The organism is Streptomyces sp. LZ34 (genome assembly GCF_053890475.1).
This window is the reverse complement of sequence record NZ_CM132680.1, coordinates 1,456,042-1,475,363: the sequence shown is the minus strand read 5'-3', so window position 1 is coordinate 1,475,363 and position 19,322 is coordinate 1,456,042. Positions and strand designations below refer to the sequence as shown.

Here is a 19,322-nt window from a genome sequence, read left to right as displayed (position 1 = left end):
TTCTTCCTCACGGCCCCCGTGAGGTCCTGCTCATGGAAGGCGGGACGCATGATCGTTCTCCTCGGCGTCCTGGTGGTGGTCCTCGGATTCGCCACCCGTCGCAACCCGTTGCTGGTGGTAGGGGTCTCCGGCATCGTCACCGGGCTGCTGGGCAAACTCTCGCCGCAAGAGGTCCTCGCGGCCTTCGGCAACGGCTTCGCCTCCAGCCGCTCGGTGACGATCTTCGTCATCACCCTCCCGGTCATCGGCCTCCTGGAGCGCAACGGCCTCCAGGAGCAGGCCCGCGTTCTCATCGGCCGGCTCGGCAAGCTCACCGCCGGCCGCTTCCTCGCCCTCTACCTGGGGCTCCGTCAGCTCACCGCGGCCTTCGGCCTCACCAGCATCGGCGGGCCCGCGCAGAGCGTGCGGCCCATGGTCGCGCCGATGGCCGAGGGGGCCGCCGAGCGCCGCCACGGCCCGCTGCCCGAGCAGGTGCGCGAGCGCGTCCGCTCGTACGCCGCGAGCGCCGACACCGTCGGCCTTTTCTTCGGCGAGGACTGCTTTCTCGCCATCGGCTCGATCCTGCTGATCACCGGCTTCGTCAACACCACCTACGACACCCACCTGGAGCCCCTGCAACTGGCGCTGTGGGCGATCCCCACCGCCGTGTGCGCCTTCCTCATCCACGGCGCCCGGCTGCTGCGCCTGGACCGCACCCTGGACCGCGACCTGGCGGCCGCGGCCTCCCACTCCGCCCAGGCCGGCGACCGCACCCCGGAGGATGCCAAGTGATCAAGGTCGAGTGGTTCTACTGGCTCGTCGGCGCCGTCTTCCTCGCCATGGCCGCACAGATGACGGTCGACCGCAGCAACCCCAAGCGCCTTGGCTCCGCGGCCTTCTGGGGCCTGCTGGGCGGATGCTTCCTCTACAGCACCTGGGTGGTGAAGAAGCAGGCACCGGCCGAGCCGCTGGGCCTCGCCGTGCTGGTCATGGTCTGCCTGGCCGGTTTCGGCCGCACCGGGCGCGGCACCCCGCGCACCACCACCACAGAGCAGCGCACAGCGCTCGCCGCGCGGTTGCGGGGCAAGCTGTTCATCCCCGCCCTCACCATCCCGGTCGTCGCGGTGGTCTGCGCCTCCGCCCTCAAGCACTGGCGTGTCGGCGGCGAACCGGTCCTGGAGCCGGGCAGCGAGACCGTCCTCGGTCTCGGCTTCGGCGCCGTCGCCGGGCTCGTGGTCGCCATGCTCGTGGTCCGCGAGCGCAACCCCGCCGTGCCGCTGCACGCCGGGCGCGGCCTGCTGGAGTCCATGGGCTGGGCGCTGCTGCTGCCCCAACTGCTGGCCGTGCTCGGCTCGATCTTCCAGGTGGCCGGGGTCGGCACCCAGGTCGGCAAGATCACCGAACAGCTGCTGCCGGACGGCCAGAAGTACGTGGCCGTGGCCGTCTACTGCGTCGGCATGGCCCTGTTCACCACGATCATGGGCAACGCCTTCGCCGCGTTCCCGGTGATGACCGCCGCCATCGGCTGGCCCGTGCTCATTCAGCAGATGCACGGTGAACCGGCGGTCGTCCTCGCCGTCGGGATGTTGGCCGGCTTCTGCGGAACCCTCGTGACCCCTATGGCCGCCAACTTCAACCTCGTGCCCGCCGCGCTGCTCGAACTCAAGGACCAGTACGGGCCCATCAAGGCCCAGATCCCCACGGCCGGGGCGCTGCTGGCCTGCAACATCGTCATCATCTCGCTCTTCGCCTTCTGAGGGGGCCCGCGTGATGCCAGTGACCCCAGTGACCCCTGTAACCCGCGTGCTCCTCACCGGCTTCGAACCTTTCGGCGGCGAAGACGTCAACCCCTCCTGGCGGGCCGTCTCGCTGGTCGCCGCCGGACCCCCGCCCGGCATCCAGGTCACCGCCGCCCGGCTGAGCTGTGTCTTCGGCACGGCGCTGGAAGAGCTGGCCGCCGCCGTGGACGAGGCCGACCCCGACTTGGTGCTGTGCGTGGGGCAGTCCGGGGGCCGCACCGGTATCAGCGTGGAACGCGTCGCGATCAATGTGGACGACGCCCGTATCCCCGACAACGCCGGGCGGCAGCCCATCGACGAGCCGGTCGTCGCGGGCGGCCCCGCCGCCTACTTCGCCGCCCTGCCCGTCAAGGCGTGCGTCGCGGCGGTGCGGGCGGCCGGAATTCCCGCCTCCGTGTCCCAGACGGCCGGCACCTTCGTGTGCAACCACGTCTTCTACGGGCTCGCCCACCTGATCGCCACCCGCAGACCCGCCCTGCGCGGCGGATTCGTCCACGTCCCGTACGCCCCCGAGCAGGTCGTGGACCGGACCGAGCCCTCGCTGCCCACCGACACGGTGGCGCAGGCCCTGCGGGCGATCATCACCGCGGCCGTGACCACCCGCGAAGACCTCCGAGTCGCCGAGGGAGCCACCCATTGAGCGGCCGGCCTGATACGACCCGACCTGATACGGCGCGGCCCGAGGCGCCCCGGCCCGAGACGGCCGCCGCGGCCCCGGAACGCGCCGGACTCGCCCGACTCGCCAGCCGGTTCGCCGCCGTGGCCACGGCGAACGTGATCCGGCCCTACCCGTACACCCCGGCCCATCTGCTGCGCGGCCCCGAGGACCTGGTGCCGCCGCGCCGCCACCACCCCGCCTTTTACGGCTCGTACGACTGGCACTCCTCCGTGCATATGCACTGGCTGCTGGTCCGGCTGCTGCGCCGCTTCCCCGACCGGGTCCGCGCCGAGGAGGTGACCGAGGTGCTCGACCGTCACCTCACGGCCGCGCACCTGGCGGCCGAGGCCGACTATCTGCGCGCCCACCCGTCCTTCGAGCGGCCCTACGGCTGGGCCTGGCTGCTGGCGCTGACCGCCGAATGCCGGGCCCTGGGCCCGGCGGGCAGCCGGTGGGCGGCCGCCCTGGAGCCGGCGGCCGCCGCGGTCGAGACGCTGCTGCGCGACTGGCTCGGGCGGGCCACCTACCCGGTCCGGCACGGCGTCCACACCAACAGCGCCTTCGCCCTCGGCCTGATCCTGGACAGCGCCGCCGCGGCCGGGCGGGCGGCACTCGCCGAGCCGGTCGCGGCGGCAATCGTCCGCTGGTTCGGCGACGACCACGACGCCCCGGCCCACTGGGAGCCCTCCGGACAGGACTTCCTCTCACCAGCACTGGTTGAGGCCGAAGCGGTCTGCCGGGTGCTCCCGCGGGCCGGGTTCGCCGCCTGGCTGGACGGCTTCCTGCCCGGCCTCGAACGCGGCGCCCCGGCCGCGCTGCTCACCCCGCCGGTCGTCTCCGACCCGGCCGACCCGCAGATCGGCCATCTCGTCGGGCTCTCGCTCAGCAGGGCCGCCGCCCTGCGCCGGCTCGCCGCGGCGCTGCCCGAGGGCGATCCGCGCGGCGCCGTCGTGGTTTCGGCGGCCGAGGACCACCTCGCCGCCGGGCTGCCGCACGTGGTCTCCGGAGACTTCACCGGCGACCACTGGCTGGCCACCTTCGCGGCGCTCGCCCTGGACGGGGGCCCGCAAGGCGGCTGACGGGGGTCCGCGCAGTGGCCGACAGGGGTCCGCAAAGCGGCTCGGGGCGCGTCGTAGACTGATGGATCGGTCCGCGCGCCCGGCCGCTCCGCGCCGTTTCGTCCGTTGTCGGTGCGAGCGCCTAATCTGTGCGTCGTGACTTCTCCACCGCCTGGAGCCGCCGCGCCCCAGCTCAACGGGTACGCCGGGGCCGCACGCCCGGCCCCGGGTCCGGCCGCAGACGAAGGCCTGGCCCGGCGGCTGCGCGCGCTCGCCTGCACCGCGCCGCTGCACGACCTCGACGCGCGCAAGGGCAGCCTGGCGGGCGAGTACTCGGTGTACGCGATGGCGGAGGTCGCCCTCGCCGCCATCGACCTGGTCACGCTCAACATGGACTTCGACACCGGCGCCGACCACGACCAGATAGTGGCCAGGCTGCTGCCCCGCGTCGCCGCGCAGGCCCCCGGCCGGCCCACCGCCGAGCACGAGCGGGTCGCCCGCTGGGTGCTGGAAAACCTGATCAACGTCGGCAGTGTCGACCGCGGCTTCCGCGCCGTATACGGCACGTTCGGCCCCGACGGCGTCTATGTGCGCCGTGACTACGACTTCAAGCTGGTCGAGGAGGTGCCGGGGCCCGGCGGCAGCGTTTATCTGCGCACCACCGACGAGGCGGTCAACGTCCTGGTCGGCGCGCTCGACACGGACGTGACCAGCGCCCAGATCGCCGCCGAGGTGAAGCTGGAGGTGCTGGTCAGCCGCGGCCGCCTCGCCGACGCCCAGCTCGCCGCCGAACAGGCCCGCTACCGCACCGTGCAGTACTCCGAGACGCTGCGCCGCACCCTCGACGCCACCCGGCGCAACGTCCGCGCCGTCGACTGGCTGCGCACGGTCCCCGACCTGATCAGCGAGGCCTTGGACCACGTCGCCGACCGCTACCGCCATGAGAACGCGATCCTGACCAACATCCGCAAGGCCCGCGACGAGGCGGAGAGCGCCGAGAACAAGCGCCGCGCCGCCGAGCTCGTCGACATAGTCAAGGACTGCATCCGCCGCCACACCCAGCTGCAGTCCCGGCTGCTGGAGGCCGGGCCGCTGTTCCGCGCCGAGCAGGACCGCCAGGCCTTCGCCACACCGGCCGCGCACGCCGGACTCGACCTGTACGGACAGCTCCTCGCGCCCGTCCTGCCGCTTCCCATGGACCGCGCCCTCCGCGTCACCGACGCCTTCTTCGCTCGCGGCACGGGGCTGCGCACCCCGACGTCCGTGCGCGTCGGCGACCTTGTGGACATGCTTCTGACCCCGCCCGTGGAGCGTGAGCACCTGGGCGCGGAGATGCCCGAGCCGGACCTGATCGCCACCCCCGACGACAGCCGTTTCAGCGAGGAGCAGCTGAGCGTCGCCATGCAGCTGCTCGACCTTCCGGCCGACGCCCCCCGCCGGCTCTCCGGCCTCCTGGCCGAGGCCCGCCGCCGCGACCCCGAACTTCCGTACCTCATCGCCCTGCTGGCCGTCCACGCCGCGAGCCCGCCCGTCGGCACCGCCTACCGCCAGGGCGAGGAGCGGCTGCTGTTCGCCGTCGACGACGGCACCGAGCTGGACGACCCGGAGTTCGGCGGCGCCGACCTGATACTGGGCATGGCCCTGCTGGACGCGGCCGGGATGGCGGCGGACCGCGCGGAGGTGGCGTAGTGCGCGCGTTGTGCCGCCGCGGCGGCCCGGCCGCCGCCCCGCCGCGCCCCGGAGCTGGAGCCGGGCACCCTCCGCCGCGCCGGCGAGCCACCGGGTCGGCGCCGGCCGGCGCCACCTCACCCACCGTGACACGCGGCCCCGACCAGGCCGCGGCCCACAAGGAGCTTCACCCGTGAGCGAGTACGAACCCCAAGACGCCGGGCAGCAGGAGCTGACGTCCTCGGCGCACGGCACGCCGGGCGCGTCGGGCGGCGCGTCGAGCGTGTCGGGCGCGGCGGGAGGTGCTCCCCTCACCCCCGCCGACGCGGCCGACGCGGCGCGCCTGGTTGCCTTCGGGCTACAGCCGAAGCTGCTGCCCGCCCGTGACGTCGAGTACGCCGAGCTGCTGCGCCGCCACCGCGACGACCCGCCGTTCGCGCGGCTGGCCGACGCCGTGGCCGCCGGGCTCGGCCTGATCGTGCTCGAGGTCTCCACCCGGGCCGGGATGGCCCTGGCCGCCGCGGAGGACTCCGTCTTCGCCGTCCGCATGGGCGACTACGCCCGCCGGGCCTCCACCGACTCCGCCGACCGCTTCCTGCACGGCCTCGCCCATCTCGCCGTCGCGGCCATGGCCTTCCCGCGCCCCGAGGACCTCGCCGACGACGGCTACATCGGCCGGGTCACGGTGAACGGCATCGACGCCTTCGTACGGCAGGCCTGCCGCCGCCTGGAGGAGCGGGCCGAGGAGCAGGGGGAGAACACCGACCCGACCACCGACGCGCCCGGCCTGGAGGCCGCCTGGCGGGTGTACGCGCGGCGCAGCGCCACCGGCGCCACCAAGGACGCGCGGCGGCTCGCCGGTTCGACGACCGGCATCGTCGGCAAGGCCGTCGCCTTCCTCGTCGACTCCGGCTTTCTACAGCGCACAGGGGACGACGCCGGAGGCGCGTACCGCACGACCGCCCGCTACCAGCTACAGGTGCGCGACATGGCGGGCAGCGCCGCCATGGCCGAGCTGCTCGAACTGGGCGTCGTACCCATGAGCGACGGCAGCGCGACACTGTTGCCGCCGCGCGACGGTGACGACCTGGACCTGGTCGCCGACGCGGGTCTGCCCTTCCACGCCCCCTGACGAGGCACGACCCGACCCGGCTTCCGCCCCTTCCCTTTCCATCCCCGATTTCCGTTCCCGACTTCCCGACCGCCTTCACGACAACGAGAGTCCGCCGCCATGTACGAGCTGTCCCGGGTCCGCCTCTACTCCATCGGGCCGGCCGGTGCGCGCTATGCCGACACCGTGCTGGACCTGCGCGGAGTCGGCGAGCCGGTGCCCAGCCCCGCCCCCACCCAGGCGGAGTTCTTCGAGGAGGAGCCCGTCGGCCCGCCGCGCCGTCCCGCGCCCGCAGGCGTGCTCTTCCTGGAGAACGGAGGCGGCAAGTCCGTCCTGCTCAAGCTGATCTTCTCGGTGATGCTGCCCGGCCACCGCAACACCCTGGGCGGCGCCAGCTCCGGCGTGCTGCGCAAGTTCCTGCTCGCCGACGACTGCGGGCACGTCGCGCTGGAGTGGCAGCACACGGTCACCGGCGAGACCGTCGTTGTCGGCAAGGTCAGCGAGTGGCGCGGCCGCCAGGTGTCCAACGACCCGCGGAAGTTCGCCGAGGCGTGGTACTCCTTCCGCCCCGGGCCGGGCCTGAGCCTCGACTCCCTGCCGGTGGCCGAGTCCGCGGCGGTGCGGCCCATCGTCGAGGGCACCTCCACCGCCCGGGGCCGCCGCCGCACCATGAAGGGCTTCCGCGACGCCATCACCGAGGCGGACAAGGCCTATCCGCACCTCGACGTGTCCTGGGTGGAGATCCACGAGCGCTGGAACGAGCACCTCGGCGAGCTCGGACTCGACCCCGAACTCTTCCGCTACCAGCGGGAGATGAACGCCGACGAGGGCGAGGCCGCCGGCCTCTTCGCCGTCAAGAACGACTCCGACTTCACCGATCTGCTGCTGCGCGCCGTCACCGACACCCGCGACACGGACGGGCTCGCCGACCTCGTGCACGGCTTCGCCCACAAGCTGGGCCGCCGCGCGGAGCTGACCGCCGAGCGCGACTTCACGGCCGGTTCGCTGGACCTGCTGTCGCGCATCGCGGACGCCGCGGAGCGGCGCGAGCAGGCCCGCGGGGTGCACGCGGGCGCCGAGCGCCGCACCCGCGCGCTCGCGAGGCGGCTGTCCGGGCGTGGCGCCGAGGAGCGCGAGCGCGCCGCCGAGCTCGCCCAGCAGGTCGCCACCGCGGCCCACGCCGTCACCGAGGCGGAGGAGGCGCGCGGGCGCAGCTCCCTGGTCGCCGCGGAACTCGCCTACCGGCACGCCTCCCTGGCGCTCGCCGCCGCGGAGAAGGGCGCGGCCGCGCAGCGCCGCGAGGTCAACGACGCCCGCACGCTGCACTCCGCGTGGCAGGCTGCCGAGACGGTGCTTCGCCACCGCGCCGCCGCCGACCGCTCGGCGCGCGTCGCCGCCGCGATCCGCGAGGCCGAGCGGGACGCCGCCCCCGCGCTGGCCGCCCGCGCCAAGGCCGCAGCCGACCTCGTACGGGCCCTGCACGCGGCGGCCGAGGACGGTGAACGCCTGGCCAACGAGGAGGAAGAGCGCTCCGCCGCCCTCCAGGAGACGGGCGAGGCCGCCCACCGCGACGCCACGGCGGCAGCCACGTCCGCCCAGCGCGCCCGCAGCGAGACCGAGCACCTGCGGCAGCGGCTCGCGGAGGTCGAGCAGGAGACCGCCGAGGCGGTGCGCGCCGGCTGGCTGGACGACTCCGCCCCCGACGCCGACCCGGCCCGCGCCGCCCTCGCCGCCAGCGACGCCGAGAAGACCGCCGTCGCCGCCTGGGACGCCGCCCGCGAGGCGGCCCGCCGCACCGCGGATGCCGCCAAGGCGGCCGCCGCCGAGCAGTCCCGCACCGAACTCGCCGCCGCCCGCGCGGCCGACGCGTCCAACGCGGCCGTGGCGGCGTACGACGCGGAGCGCCGCGCGGCGGAGTCACTCGGCTCCGAACAGCGCCTCGTCGAACTCCTCGGCCTCCCCATGGCCGCCCCGTCCGTCCCGGCCCCGCGCGCCGGGCGCCCGTCGGCGGCCGAGGCCGGGCAGCCGAGGAGGGTGACGATGCGCGTCGACGAGCTGGAGCAGCCGGATTCCGCGCATGGCGCCCCGGGCCCCGGCCGCCCCGCCCGCTCACTGGGCGCCGACGCCCACCCGCCCGGCCGCGTCTCCGCCCACGTGGACGGGACGGAGAGCGACACGCAAGCGGCTGACGCCCCGTACGCCCCGCCGGTCGGAGACCCCGACGGGAGCGCACCGACCGCCGACGAGGCCGAGGACTGCTGGGACCCCGAAGTGGGCGACGCCGCCACGGCCGACAGCGCGGCAGGGGGCACCACGGCTCGCGGCGCAGCTGATGCGTCCGGAGGGGTGACCCGTGGCGCCGGGGGTGCGGCGGATGGTGTGGGTGCCGGTCCTGAGCGGTTGGCGGGCGGTGTGGGGCGCCCGGCTGAGGGCGTGACGGATGGTGCGGTTCGGCGCGGTGGGGACGCCGGTTGGGCCCGTGAGGCCGAGGGCGCGGCGGGCGGCGCGGCTGACGACGTGCCTGGGGCTGCGCGTCCTGGCGCCGGGGGCGCGACTGGCGGCGCGGCCCGCCAGGCCGGGGAAGTGACCGGCGGCGCGGGCCACGGTGCGGAGAGCCCGGAAGGCGGCCTGGCCCGTGAGATGGAGGGCGCCGCGGCTCGCCGTGCCGAGGGCGACGGCGGCACGGCCGGTGGCGTGCAGGGTACGGGTGGGCAGCGCGCCACGGAGCATGGGAGCGGCGGGGCGGACCGTCAGGGCGACGGCGCGACGGACGGCTCCGTCGGCCAGGCCGGGGACGCGACCGGTGGCGGGAGCACGCCTGGGGCCGGCGTGCGCCGGGGCGCGAGCGGCGGGCGTCGGGAGGACTCGGCCCGCGGCGGTGAGGGCTCGGCCGACAAGGCCACCGCGCGCCGGGGCGCGGGCGGCGCGCGGCGGTCGGCCGGTGACGGGCCGCTGAGCGCCGAGGAGCTCGATCGGAACGCCGACGCGCTGCGGGAGTTGCTCGACGAGAGCGTCGCCTCCGCCGAGCGGCAGCTCTTCGACCTGCGTACGGCCGCGGCCGACGACGCGCGGATCCTTGGCGCGCTCGGCGACGGCGGGCTGCTGCCGCCGAGCCCCGACGTGCTGGCGGCGGTGGAGTACCTGGGCGAGCACGGCATCCCCGCGCTGCCCGGCTGGCGGTATCTGGCGCAGGCCGTGGACCCCGTCGACCACGCCGCGGTGCTGGCCGCTCGCCCGGAGCTGGTCGACGGGGTGGTCATCACCGACCCCGACACGCACGCGCGGGCGCGCGAGGTGCTCGGCACGGCGTCGCTGCTGCCGCGCTCCGCCGTGGCTGTCGGGACGGCGGCCGCGCTGCTCGCGCCGACGCCGCCGCCCGGGGCGCAGGACAGCGGGGTGTTCCTGGTGCCGCCGAACCCGGCGATGCACGACGAGCGGGCCGCCGACGACGAGCGGCGGGAGCTGCGGGCGCGGGCCACCGCGCGCGACGAGGAGATCCGGGCGCTCGCGGCCCGGCTGGCGGGGGACCGGGCGCTGTCGGCGCGGCTGTCGGCGTGGCGTACGGGCTGCCCGCCCGGGCGGCTCGCGGAGCTGGCGGAGGCGGCCGAGGCGGCTCGCGAGGCGGCAGCCGCCGCGCAGCGGGAGCTGGCGGAGGCTCGTACGGCAAGGGTGGAGGCGGACGAGGCGGCCGGCGAGGCGGCCAGGGTGCGCGATGAGCGGCAGGAGGCGGCGCAGCGGGCCCGCCGGGCGGCCGACGCACTGGCGGGGCTCGCGTTCCGGCTGCGGGAGCGCGCCGCCTGGCAGAGCAGGCTGCGCGAACTGGCCGACGAGGCCGCGGAGTACGAGGAGCGGGCCGCCGCGTGCGTGGACCGGGCGCGCGCGGCGGACGAGGACCGGCGCGCCGCCCAGCGCGCGGCCGACGACGCGCACCGCACCGCCCGCGCGCTGCGCGCCGAGCGCGCCGAGATCGCGGGCGCGCCCGACGACGTGGCGGACGGCGCGCCGCCCACCGCCTCGCTGCCCGCGCTCCGCGAGGCGTATCGCGCGGCCTCGCAGGTGTACGAGAAGGTCGGGGTCGGCGCCGACCTGCGCGCCGAGCAGGCCCGCGCGGAGAGCGACGAGAGCGCCGCGCTGGCTTCCCTGGATCGGCTCACCAACAAGGTCCGCACCCGTGCCGCGCAGCTCCTGGAGAGCACGGACGGCGCGGACGGCCCGTCCCGCCAGGCGGCCGCCGCCCGCGCCGAGTCGCTGGTGCACATGCTGGAGGCGCGCGCGTCGGCGGCGAGCGAGCAGCTCGGTCGGTTGCGCGGCGAGGCGGAGCGGCTGGCGCCGGCGGACGGCGACGCGCACACCGAGCTGTCGGAGGGGACGGTCCCGCAGGACGCCGAGCAGGCCAAGGAGCTGCTGCGCACGGCGAACGTCGAGCTCAGCACCCGTACGGACGCGCTGGAGACCGCCCGCACCACCCACAGCGAGCTGCTGCGCGCCCACCGCGCCGCCGAGGACGCGGCGGGCGGCTTCGAGGAGACCGCCGCGCTGCTGCGGGACCTGCTCCGCGACCACCAGGACGCCGACGGAGACGATCAGCCCGAGGCGTACGCCGGGAGCCTCGCGGAGGCCCGGCAGGCGGCCGCCGAGGCCCGCCGCTCGCTGCGCGGCTGCGCGGGCGACCTGTCGGCGGCCGAGACCGCCGTCCGGGAGGCGAGCGATGTGCTCGTACGGCACGCCAACGCGAACCGTTACGAGCAGGTGCGCACCCCCGCCCGGCAGCAGATCCGCGAGCTGCCCGCTTCCGCTCTGCCGGAGCACGCCGCGGCCTGGGCCGAGGCGTTCGCGCCCCGGCTGCGGGTGCTGACCGACGAGCTGGCCCAGTTGGAGCGCAACCGGGACAGCATCGTGGACCGGCTGCGCGGTCTGGCCGAGTCGTCGCTGACGACGCTGCGGTCGGCCCAGCGGCTCTCCCGGCTTCCCGAAGGGCTCGGGGAGTGGTCGGGGCAGGAGTTCCTGCGGATTCGCTTCGAGGACCCGGACCAGGCGACGCTCGCCGAGCGGCTCGGCGAGGTCATCGACGAGGCGACGCGCTCCGCCGTGCGGAAGAACTCCGACCTGCGCCGCGACGGCATGTCGCTGCTCCTGCGCGGTGTGCACGCGGCGCTCCAGCCGCGCGGCGTGGCCGTGGAGATCCTCAAGCCGGACGCGGTGCTGCGCGCCGAGCGGGTGCCGGTCAGGCAGATGGGCGATGTGTTCTCCGGCGGTCAGCTGCTGACCGCCGCCATCGCCCTGTACTGCACGATGGCGGCGCTGCGCAGCAACGACCGGGGCCGGGACCGGCACCGCCACGCGGGCACGCTGTTCCTCGACAACCCGATCGGGCGCGCCAACGCGACGTATCTGCTGGAGCTACAGCGGGCGGTCGCGGATGCGCTGGGCGTCCAACTGCTCTACACCACGGGCCTGTTCGACACGACGGCGCTCGCCGAGTTCCCTCTGGTCATCCGGTTGCGCAATGACGCGGACCTGCGCGCGGGGCTGAAGTACATCAGCGTCGAGGAACATCTGCGACCGGGGCTGCCCGAGCGGGACCCGGAGGACGGCCAGGTGCACGGGCAGATCACGGCGACCCGGATGTACCGCCGCCCGGATGCCCCGGCCCCGGCGGAGACCCCGGCCGGGTAGCCGGGGCCGGCACCGTCAACCGCCCCAACCGCCCCGGCCCGTCAACCGCCCCAACCCGTCACGCGGCCGCGCCGCGCGCGGGCCCGCGCTCCGCGGCCCGCGGCGAGCTGATCGGCCCCGCCTTCCGGGCCGCCTTCCGGGCCCGGCGGCGCTGTCGGCGCAGCTCCCGCGCCGTGCTGCTGGGCCGGGACACCACCCCGTAACGCTGGTTCCACACCTGCCGCGTCACCCATACGTCCAGCACGCCCCAGGTGGCCAGAACGGTGCTGGCCACGGTGGCCAGCACCGAGGGGAACGCCAGCCACGAGCCCGCCAGCGTGCTCAGCACCGCGATCATCGCCTGCACCAAGGTCACCGCGACGATGATGACCGCGCGCACCGCCGCAGTGCGGACCGGATCGGGCAGTCGGCGCCTTCGGGCCGGCTCCTCGGTCCACAGCGGCCGAACCGCGCGCTGCGGGATGTCGCGATCCTTGTCCATGGCGTCCATGAAGCCCCTACACCTTTCAGCGGCTGCCCAAGTCCGGCGGTTTCAAAAAGCGGGACATGGGTCGTATTCCCCCTTAGTGTGCCCCCTCAGTGCACGAATAACAGCGGCGGGAGGTTCCCGGAGAGAGGGGAAAACCAGCCAAGGGTTGACTCATTCCAGCCTGTCGCGGCCGACAAAAGGCGGCCGGGCGGCGGGGGGTAAGTCAGGCCATCACCGGACAACTCATGATGGCGCCAGGGTGGCCGGTCCCCGGCATCAAGCGGACAGGCCTTCGAGTTGTCGAACGGGCAGTAGTAGGCTCGCGCCGCTTGTTGTCAGAACTCGAACACCGCCCCCGTATAACGGGGTTGACGTTGGGGAGGCCATGCGCTTTCGCGGGAAATCGATCCGCCGGAAGATCGTGGCGCTGTTGCTGGTGCCACTTGTCTCGCTGACGGCAATCTGGGCCTTCGCTACAGTGATCACCAGTCGTGAGGCGATTCGGCTCCTGGACGCCTCCGACATCATCGACAAGGCCGGTCAGCCGGCCGAGGAGGCCGTTCACGCCATTCAGAAGGAGCGCCGGCAGACCCTCGTCCTCCTGGCTGATCCGCGCCAGGCCGACGCGCTTCCCGTGCTCCACGCGCTGCAGCGCAAGACCGACGAGGTTATCGCCGTTCTCCGCGGCGCCGCCGCCGACGGCGATGTGAGCGACATGATGAACTCCGATACGGAGGATCAGCTTTCCGCCATCCTCAAGGCGGCCGAGGGCCTGGACGCCCTGCGCCGCAAGGTGGAGGACCGCGGCACCAACCGCGCGGCGGCATATGAGTATTACAACAAACTCGTCGACCTCTGCTACACCTTCCGCAGCTCGCTGCACGCCGTGCCCGACACGGACCTGGACAAGCAGGGCCGTGCGCTGGTCGCCATGATCCGTGCCCGCGAGGCGCTCTCCCGCGAGGACGCGCTGTATGCCTCGGCGCTGACGGCGCGCAAGATGAGCCCGGAGGACCTGCACGCGATCTCCGACCTCATTGCCGAGCGCAACCTGCTGTACGAGACCAGCCTGCCGATCCTGCCCGCCTCGGAGCAGAAGATCTTCTCGGACTACCGGCGCACCAACGCCGCCCCCGCCGCCCTGCGCCTGGCCGAGGGCAAGCTCATGGCGTCGAGCAAGCCGTCCGACGCGCTCCGGGCCCTGGACGAGAAGCACTGGGAGGCCGCCGCCCAGCCGATGCTCAACGACTACGACCGGCTGGGCAAGGAGGCCACCGACCGTCTCCAGAAGCGCATCGACCCGGTGGCCAACGACGTCATGCTCAGGGCCGGCGCCGCCGGCATCCTCGGCCTGCTGGCCCTGATCGTCTCGATCTTCGTGTCGTTCCGGATCGGCCGTAGTCTGATCCGCGACCTGTCCCAGCTGCGCAAGGACGCCCAGGAGGCCTCCAGCGTGCGGCTGCCGAGCGTGATGCGCCGCCTGGCCTCGGGCGAGCAGATCGACGTGGACACCGAGGCGCCCCGCCTCGAATACGGCCAGGACGAGATGGGCCAGGTCGGTCTGGCCCTCAACACCCTGCAGCGCGCCGCCGTCGAGGGGGCCGTCAAGCAGGCCGAGCTCCGCCAGGGCGTCTCCGACGTCTTCGTCAACCTGGCCCGCCGCAGCCAGGTGCTGCTGCACCGCCAGCTGACCCTGCTGGACTCGATGGAGCGGCGCACCGAGGACACCGACGAACTCGCCGACCTGTTCCGCCTGGACCATATGACCACCCGCATGCGGCGGCACGCCGAGGGTCTGGTCATCCTCTCCGGCGCGGCCCCCTCCCGGCAGTGGCGCAAGCCGATCCAGCTGATGGACGTCGTCCGCGCCGCGGTCGCCGAGGTCGAGGACTACGAGCGGATCGAGGTCCGGCGCATGCCGCGGCTCGCGGTCAACGGCCCGGCGGTCGGTGACCTCACCCACCTCATCGCCGAACTCCTGGAGAACGCCACCGTCTTCTCGCCCCCGCACACCGCCGTCCAGGTGCACGGCGAGCGGGTCGCCAAGGGGTTCACGCTGGAGATCCACGACCGGGGCCTGGGCATGACGCCCGACGCGCTGCTGGAGGCGAACCAGCGGCTCGCCGAGACCCCGGACTTCGAGCTGTCCGACACCGACCGGCTCGGCCTGTTCGTGGTCAGCCGGCTCGCCCAGCGGCAGGGCGTACGGGTCTCGCTCCAGCCCTCCCCGTACGGCGGCACCACCGCGATCGTGCTCATCCCCTCGGCCCTGCTCACCGACACCGGCGAGACGGGCCAGGAGACTGACGACCCGTACGAGAGCGGCACGTACGAGAGCGGCCGGGAGCGCGGCGTCTCCGACGTCAGGATGGGCCCGGACAGCAGGCTGCAGGCCGTCGAGGAGGCGCCGGTCGCCTTCTCCGACCGGGCGGGCCGCAAGGTGTCGGTGGTCGACGGGCCGGTCGAACTCGAGCCGTCCGCCGCGCCGCTCGCGCAGGCCGGCGCCGATGTCGAGGACGACGACGAAGTGGGCGCGATCTTCCGCGCCCGCGGCCTGTCGCAGACGCCGCCCGCGGCCGCCAGGCCCACCGGGCCCGTGCCGCACCAGCGGGTGCCCGAGGCGCAGCACCAGCAGGCGCGGGACGGCGCGCCGGGCACCCGGGACCAGGGCCCCGCGCCGCTGCCCCGCCGCGTCCCGCCGGTGCTGGTCTCCGACCACGGCCGCCCGGTGCAGGGCCCCCCGGGCGGCGGTCGGCACGCCCGTCCGCAGCAGGGCGGCGGCCAGTCGCCCCGCGCCCAGAACGGTGAGCGGTCGGCCCGCTCTCAGAGCGGCGAATCGCAGGTCCGTCCGCAGGTCGGTGCGCAGCCGTCCTGGGCCCAGAGGGAGGGCCGCAGCGACGGCCCGGGCCCGGCCGACGGCCAGGGCGGGTCCGCGTCCTGGAACGCGGGTCGCCCCGCCGCCCCCGCCCCCGAGCACCAGGCTCCGACGGCCTGGAACGGGGAGCCCGCCAGACCGGAGCGCACCGTGCCGGCCCAGCGGTCGGCGTCCGGTCTCCCCAAGCGGGTGCGGCAGGCCAGCTTGGCACCCCAGTTGAAGAACGACCCCGCTCCGCAGACCGAGGCGGACCGATACCCTGCCGAGACCGACCCCGAGCGCGACGCCGAACAGGCGCGGGCCACCATGGCCTCGCTCCAACGGGGATGGCAGCGCGGCCGGCGCCAGACGGCCACCGGGAACGGCGGGGCGGACACAGCACCTGGAACAACATATGAGGGGGACGGTCGATGACCGCACCGCACGCAGCACGGAACGTCTCGCCGAGAGCATCGGGCGAGCTGAACTGGCTGCTCGACGAACTGGTCGGACGCGTCGGCAGTATCCGCAAGGCGCTGGTGCTCTCCGGGGACGGCCTGCCCACCGGCGGATCCCGTGACCTGTCCCGCGAGGACGGCGAGCACCTGGCGGCCGTGGCCTCGGGCTTCCACTCCCTCGCCAAGGGAGTCGGCCGTCACTTCGACGTCGGGCGGGTCCGCCAGACCATCGTCGAGCTCGACGACGCCTTCCTGTTCGTCACCGCGGCCGGCGACGGCAGCTGCCTGGCGGTGCTCGCCGACGCCGACTCGGACGTCGGGCAGGTGGCCTACGAAATGACGCTGCTGGTCAAGCGGGTGGGCGTGCATCTGGGCAGCGCGCCGCGATCCGGCGGGTGACGGGGGAGGGGGGAGATGACCGCAGACGGTGAAGGCGCGGCCCGCTGGTTCGACGACGCGGCGGGACCGGTGGTCCGGCCCTACGCGATGACACGGGGCCGCACCCGCAGCGCCGCCGAGGGAAAGCTCGACCTCATCGCGGTGGTCGTCGCCGACAGGGTCACCCACGTGCCCGTCGCCGACCAGACATTGTCCCCGGAGCACATCGACATCGTCGAGCTGAGCCGGGACTCCCCTCAGTCCGTCGCCGAACTGGCGGCCGAACTCGACCTGCCGGTCGGCGTCGTCCGGGTGCTCATTGGAGACCTGTTGCACGCGGCACTCGTCCGAGTGTCTCGGCCCGTACCTCCGGCGGAACTGCCGGACGAGAGGATTCTGCGCGAGGTGATCAATGGTCTACGGGCACTCTGACCCGGGCCGATCTCATGTCGTCGACCCGGTCACGCTGAAAATTCTGGTGGCGGGCGGGTTCGGCGCGGGCAAGACGACTCTGGTGGGCGCGGTGAGCGAGATCAAGCCGTTGCGCACCGAGGAGCTGCTCACTGAGGCGGGTCGGCCGGTCGACGACATCGCGGGGGTGGAGGCCAAGACGACCACCACCGTGGCCATGGACTTCGGGCGCATCACGCTCCGCGAGGACCTGGTGCTCTATCTGTTCGGCACCCCGGGACAGGACCGCTTCTGGTTCCTGTGGGACGAGTTGGCGACGGGCGCACTGGGTGCCGTCGTCCTCGCCGACACCCGGCGGCTGGAGGACTGCTTCGCCGCGGTCGACTACTTCGAGCGGCGCGGCATCGCCTTCACCGTCGCGGTCAACTGCTTCGAGGGCGCCGGCCGCTACCCGGAGGACGCGGTGCGCGACGCGCTCGACCTCGACCCGGGCACGCCGGTCATCCTGTGTGACGCCCGGCAGCGGGAATCCGTCAAGGACGTGCTCATCTCGGTCGTCGAGCACGCGATGATGGCCTCCGCGGCCCGGCGCTAGAGGGGCGCCGCCAGGCCGGCGTCGGCGATACGGCCCGTACCCCGCCGTCCGGGGTGCGGGCCGCGGTGTGTCTCGGGTCTTCTCCGGCCGGGCAGGTCGCCCGCCGGGTATCTGGAAGGAGGGGCTGTGGAGCCGGAACTGGAGCTGGCGCTGGCGGCCGAGGAGCTGACCGCGGTGCTGAACCGGCTGCGCCGGGCCCAGGGGCAGATCGCCGGGGTCGTCAGAATGATCGAGGACGGCCGGGACTGCGAAGAGGTGATCACGCAGTTGGCGGCCGCGTCCAGGGCGCTGGACCGGGCGGGTTTCGCGATCATCGCCAGCGGTCTGCAGCAGTGTCTCGCCGAGGAGAACGGCGCCCGGCCGCAGACGCGGGAGCGCACGCGAGCGCGGCTGGAGAAGCTCTTCCTGTCGCTGGCCTGACGTACGGCACGCTCCGGGGACGGCTCAGACCCGGCCCAGGCACTCAGACCAGGCCAAGGCACTCGGGCACGGCTCAGGCAGTCGGGCACGGCTCAGCGGACCGCGATCACGGCCACACGCCACACCGCTCAGCGGACCGCGATCACCGAGGACCCGTGCCCGAACAGCCCCTGGTTCGCGGTGATTCCGGCCCGCGCCCCGTCCACCTGCCGCTCCCCGGCCAGGCCCCGCAGCTGCCAGGTCAGCTCGCACACCTGGGCGATGGCCTGCGCCGGGACCGCCTCGCCGAAGGACGCGAGGCCACCGCTCGGGTTGACCGGGAGCCGCCCGCCGAGCGCGGTGGCGCCCTCGCGCAGCAGCTTCGCGCCCTCCCCGGCCCCGCACAGCCCCAGGTCCTCGTACCACTCCAGCTCCAGCGCGGTGGACAGGTCGTACACCTCCGCCAGCGACAGGTCCTCGGGCCCGAGCCCCGCCTCCTCGTACGCCGCCCGCGCGATGGCGGCGCGGAAGGTGTCGGGCTCCGGGTCCAGGGCGGCCGCCGCCGAGTCGGTCGCGATGTCCGGCAGGTCCAGCGCGGTGCGCGGAAAGCGCGGGGTGACGGTGGAGACCGCGCGGATCCGCACCGGCTGCCGGACGCCCTGCCGCCGGGCGAAGTCCACGCTGCTCAGCACGAGCGCCGCCGCGCCGTCGGAGGTCGCGCAGATGTCCAGCAGGCGCAGCGGGTCGGCGACGACCGGGGAGGCGGCGACGTCCTCGGCGCTGACGGCCGTGCGGTAGCGGGCGTGGGGGTTGGCGGCTCCCGCGGCCGCGTTCTTCACCTTGACCCGCGCGAAGTCCTCGGGCGTGTCGCCGTATACGGCCATCCGGCGGCGGGCCCAGAGCGCGAAGTACGCGGGGTTGGTCGCGCCCAGCAGCCGGAAGCGCAGCCAGTCGGGGTCGTCGGGCCGGTCGCCGCCCGCGGGGGCGAAGAATCCCTTGGGCGCCGCGTCCGCGCCGATGACGAGCACGGTGTCCGCCAGGCCGGCGAGGATCTGGGTGCGGGCGGTGTTGATGGCCTGCGCACCGGAGGCGCAGGCCGCGTACACGCTGGTCACGCGCGCCCCCTGCCAGCCCAGCGCCCGCGCGAAGGTCGCGCCCGCCACCTGCCCGGGGTAGCCGCACCGCAAGGTGTTCGCGCCGACCACGGACCCGATGGCCGGCCAGTCCAGGCCGGCATCGGCGAGCGCGGCGCGCGCGGCCACCGTGCCGTACTCGACGAAGCCGCGGCCCCACTTGCCCCACGGGTGCATCCCCGCGCCCAGCACCGCCACATCGCCGCCCGCGCCGGTCATGGCCGCACCTCCCGGCCGGGCCTGACGGGCCGCCAGTTCCAGGTGGTCCAGATGTGCTCGGCGTCCTCGTTCAGCACCCCGGGCACGGCCTCGACCTCCATCCCCACGGCCAGGTCGGCCAGGGTCACCCCGGGCGCGCCCTGCCCGAGCACCACCATCCGCTCGGCCGCCAACTCCACGGCGATCAGCGTGTACGGCTGCCACTCGGCGTCCGGGTCGCTGACGTACGGCGCGGGCGGCCGGTAGCGCCCGTCGGTGTACGACCAGACGCGGCCGCGCCGGGACAGCGGTACCTCGTCCAGTTCGGTGCCCGCGCAGCCGGGGCTGCGGCAGAAGGAGTCCTCCCGCGGGAAGAACACCGAGCCGCAGGCCCGGCACCGCGTCCCCAGCAGCCGGAACTCCTCGCCCTCGGTGGTGAACCACCCGGGGACCACCGGTGTACGGGTGCGTGGCACCA

At 74.5% G+C, this 19,322-nt stretch carries 15 protein-coding genes; 12 read left to right on the top strand and 3 right to left on the bottom strand.

Going from position 1 to position 19,322, the window contains the following annotated elements; all coding sequences use genetic code 11:
* Nucleotides 1-48 precede the first annotated feature (48 nt).
* The 7 genes from ACWY4P_RS05165 (at nt 49) to ACWY4P_RS05135 (ending at nt 11,949) form a co-directional block, all read left to right on the top strand.
* Complete coding sequence (locus tag ACWY4P_RS05165; protein ID WP_456208933.1) at nt 49-771, top strand: DUF969 domain-containing protein; 723 nt, start codon at nt 49-51, stop codon at nt 769-771.
* Nucleotides 768-1,736 carry a DUF979 domain-containing protein gene (locus ACWY4P_RS05160; RefSeq protein ID WP_456208932.1) on the top strand — a complete coding sequence of 323 codons (969 nt, stop codon included), beginning with the start codon at nt 768-770 and terminating at the stop codon, nt 1,734-1,736. The genes ACWY4P_RS05165 and ACWY4P_RS05160 overlap by 4 nt, the downstream gene beginning before the upstream one ends.
* A 13-nt stretch (nt 1,737-1,749) precedes the next feature.
* Nucleotides 1,750-2,418 carry a pyroglutamyl-peptidase I gene (gene pcp / locus ACWY4P_RS05155; RefSeq protein WP_456208931.1) on the top strand — a complete coding sequence of 223 codons (669 nt, stop codon included), beginning with the start codon at nt 1,750-1,752 and terminating at the stop codon, nt 2,416-2,418.
* 119 nt (nt 2,419-2,537) lie between these two features.
* Entirely contained in the window at nt 2,538-3,515 is a 978-nt protein-coding gene (locus ACWY4P_RS05150) for a DUF2891 domain-containing protein (protein WP_456212823.1), read from the top strand.
* A gap of 135 nt (nt 3,516-3,650) precedes the next feature.
* Entirely contained in the window at nt 3,651-5,183 is a 1,533-nt protein-coding gene (locus ACWY4P_RS05145) for a hypothetical protein (protein WP_456208930.1), read from the top strand.
* A gap of 262 nt (nt 5,184-5,445) precedes the next feature.
* Nucleotides 5,446-6,294, top strand: a complete 849-nt coding sequence (locus ACWY4P_RS05140; protein ID WP_456212822.1) for a hypothetical protein — start codon at nt 5,446-5,448, stop codon at nt 6,292-6,294.
* Nucleotides 6,295-6,393: 99 nt separating this feature from the next.
* Nucleotides 6,394-11,949: a hypothetical protein gene (locus ACWY4P_RS05135; protein WP_456208929.1), complete on the top strand. Its 5,556-nt coding sequence runs from the start codon at nt 6,394-6,396 to the stop codon at nt 11,947-11,949.
* Nucleotides 11,950-12,007: 58 nt separating this feature from the next.
* Here ACWY4P_RS05135 and ACWY4P_RS05130 read toward each other — a convergent pair whose 3' ends face one another.
* Nucleotides 12,008-12,439, bottom strand: a complete 432-nt coding sequence (locus tag ACWY4P_RS05130) for a hypothetical protein (protein ID WP_456208928.1) — start codon at nt 12,437-12,439, stop codon at nt 12,008-12,010.
* 364 nt (nt 12,440-12,803) lie between these two features.
* Between ACWY4P_RS05130 and ACWY4P_RS05125 the strand changes: the two genes are divergently transcribed.
* From ACWY4P_RS05125 to ACWY4P_RS05105, 5 genes are all read left to right on the top strand, one after another.
* Nucleotides 12,804-15,707: a nitrate- and nitrite sensing domain-containing protein gene (locus tag ACWY4P_RS05125; protein ID WP_456208927.1), complete on the top strand. Its 2,904-nt coding sequence runs from the start codon at nt 12,804-12,806 to the stop codon at nt 15,705-15,707.
* The gene (locus tag ACWY4P_RS05120) at nt 15,704-16,129 is read left to right on the top strand and encodes a roadblock/LC7 domain-containing protein (protein ID WP_456208926.1); all 426 of its coding nucleotides are present in this window, start codon (nt 15,704-15,706) and stop codon (nt 16,127-16,129) included. Before ACWY4P_RS05125 ends, ACWY4P_RS05120 begins: the two co-directional genes overlap by 4 nt.
* Before the next feature lie 15 nt (nt 16,130-16,144).
* The gene (locus ACWY4P_RS05115; protein WP_456208925.1) at nt 16,145-16,540 is read left to right on the top strand and encodes a DUF742 domain-containing protein; all 396 of its coding nucleotides are present in this window, start codon (nt 16,145-16,147) and stop codon (nt 16,538-16,540) included.
* Nucleotides 16,521-17,114 carry a GTP-binding protein gene (locus tag ACWY4P_RS05110; RefSeq protein ID WP_456208924.1) on the top strand — a complete coding sequence of 198 codons (594 nt, stop codon included), beginning with the start codon at nt 16,521-16,523 and terminating at the stop codon, nt 17,112-17,114. The genes ACWY4P_RS05115 and ACWY4P_RS05110 overlap by 20 nt, the downstream gene beginning before the upstream one ends.
* A 138-nt stretch (nt 17,115-17,252) precedes the next feature.
* On the top strand, nt 17,253-17,534 hold the full coding sequence (locus tag ACWY4P_RS05105) for a metal-sensitive transcriptional regulator (RefSeq protein ID WP_456212821.1): 282 nt from the start codon (nt 17,253-17,255) through the stop codon (nt 17,532-17,534).
* Nucleotides 17,535-17,662: 128 nt separating this feature from the next.
* Here ACWY4P_RS05105 and ACWY4P_RS05100 read toward each other — a convergent pair whose 3' ends face one another.
* Nucleotides 17,663-18,865 (bottom strand): lipid-transfer protein, encoded by a 1,203-nt coding sequence (locus ACWY4P_RS05100; protein WP_456208923.1) that lies wholly within the window; start codon nt 18,863-18,865, stop codon nt 17,663-17,665.
* Nucleotides 18,862-19,320 carry a Zn-ribbon domain-containing OB-fold protein gene (locus tag ACWY4P_RS05095; protein ID WP_456212820.1) on the bottom strand — a complete coding sequence of 153 codons (459 nt, stop codon included), beginning with the start codon at nt 19,318-19,320 and terminating at the stop codon, nt 18,862-18,864. Before ACWY4P_RS05095 ends, ACWY4P_RS05100 begins: the two co-directional genes overlap by 4 nt.
* Nucleotides 19,321-19,322 lie beyond the last annotated feature (2 nt).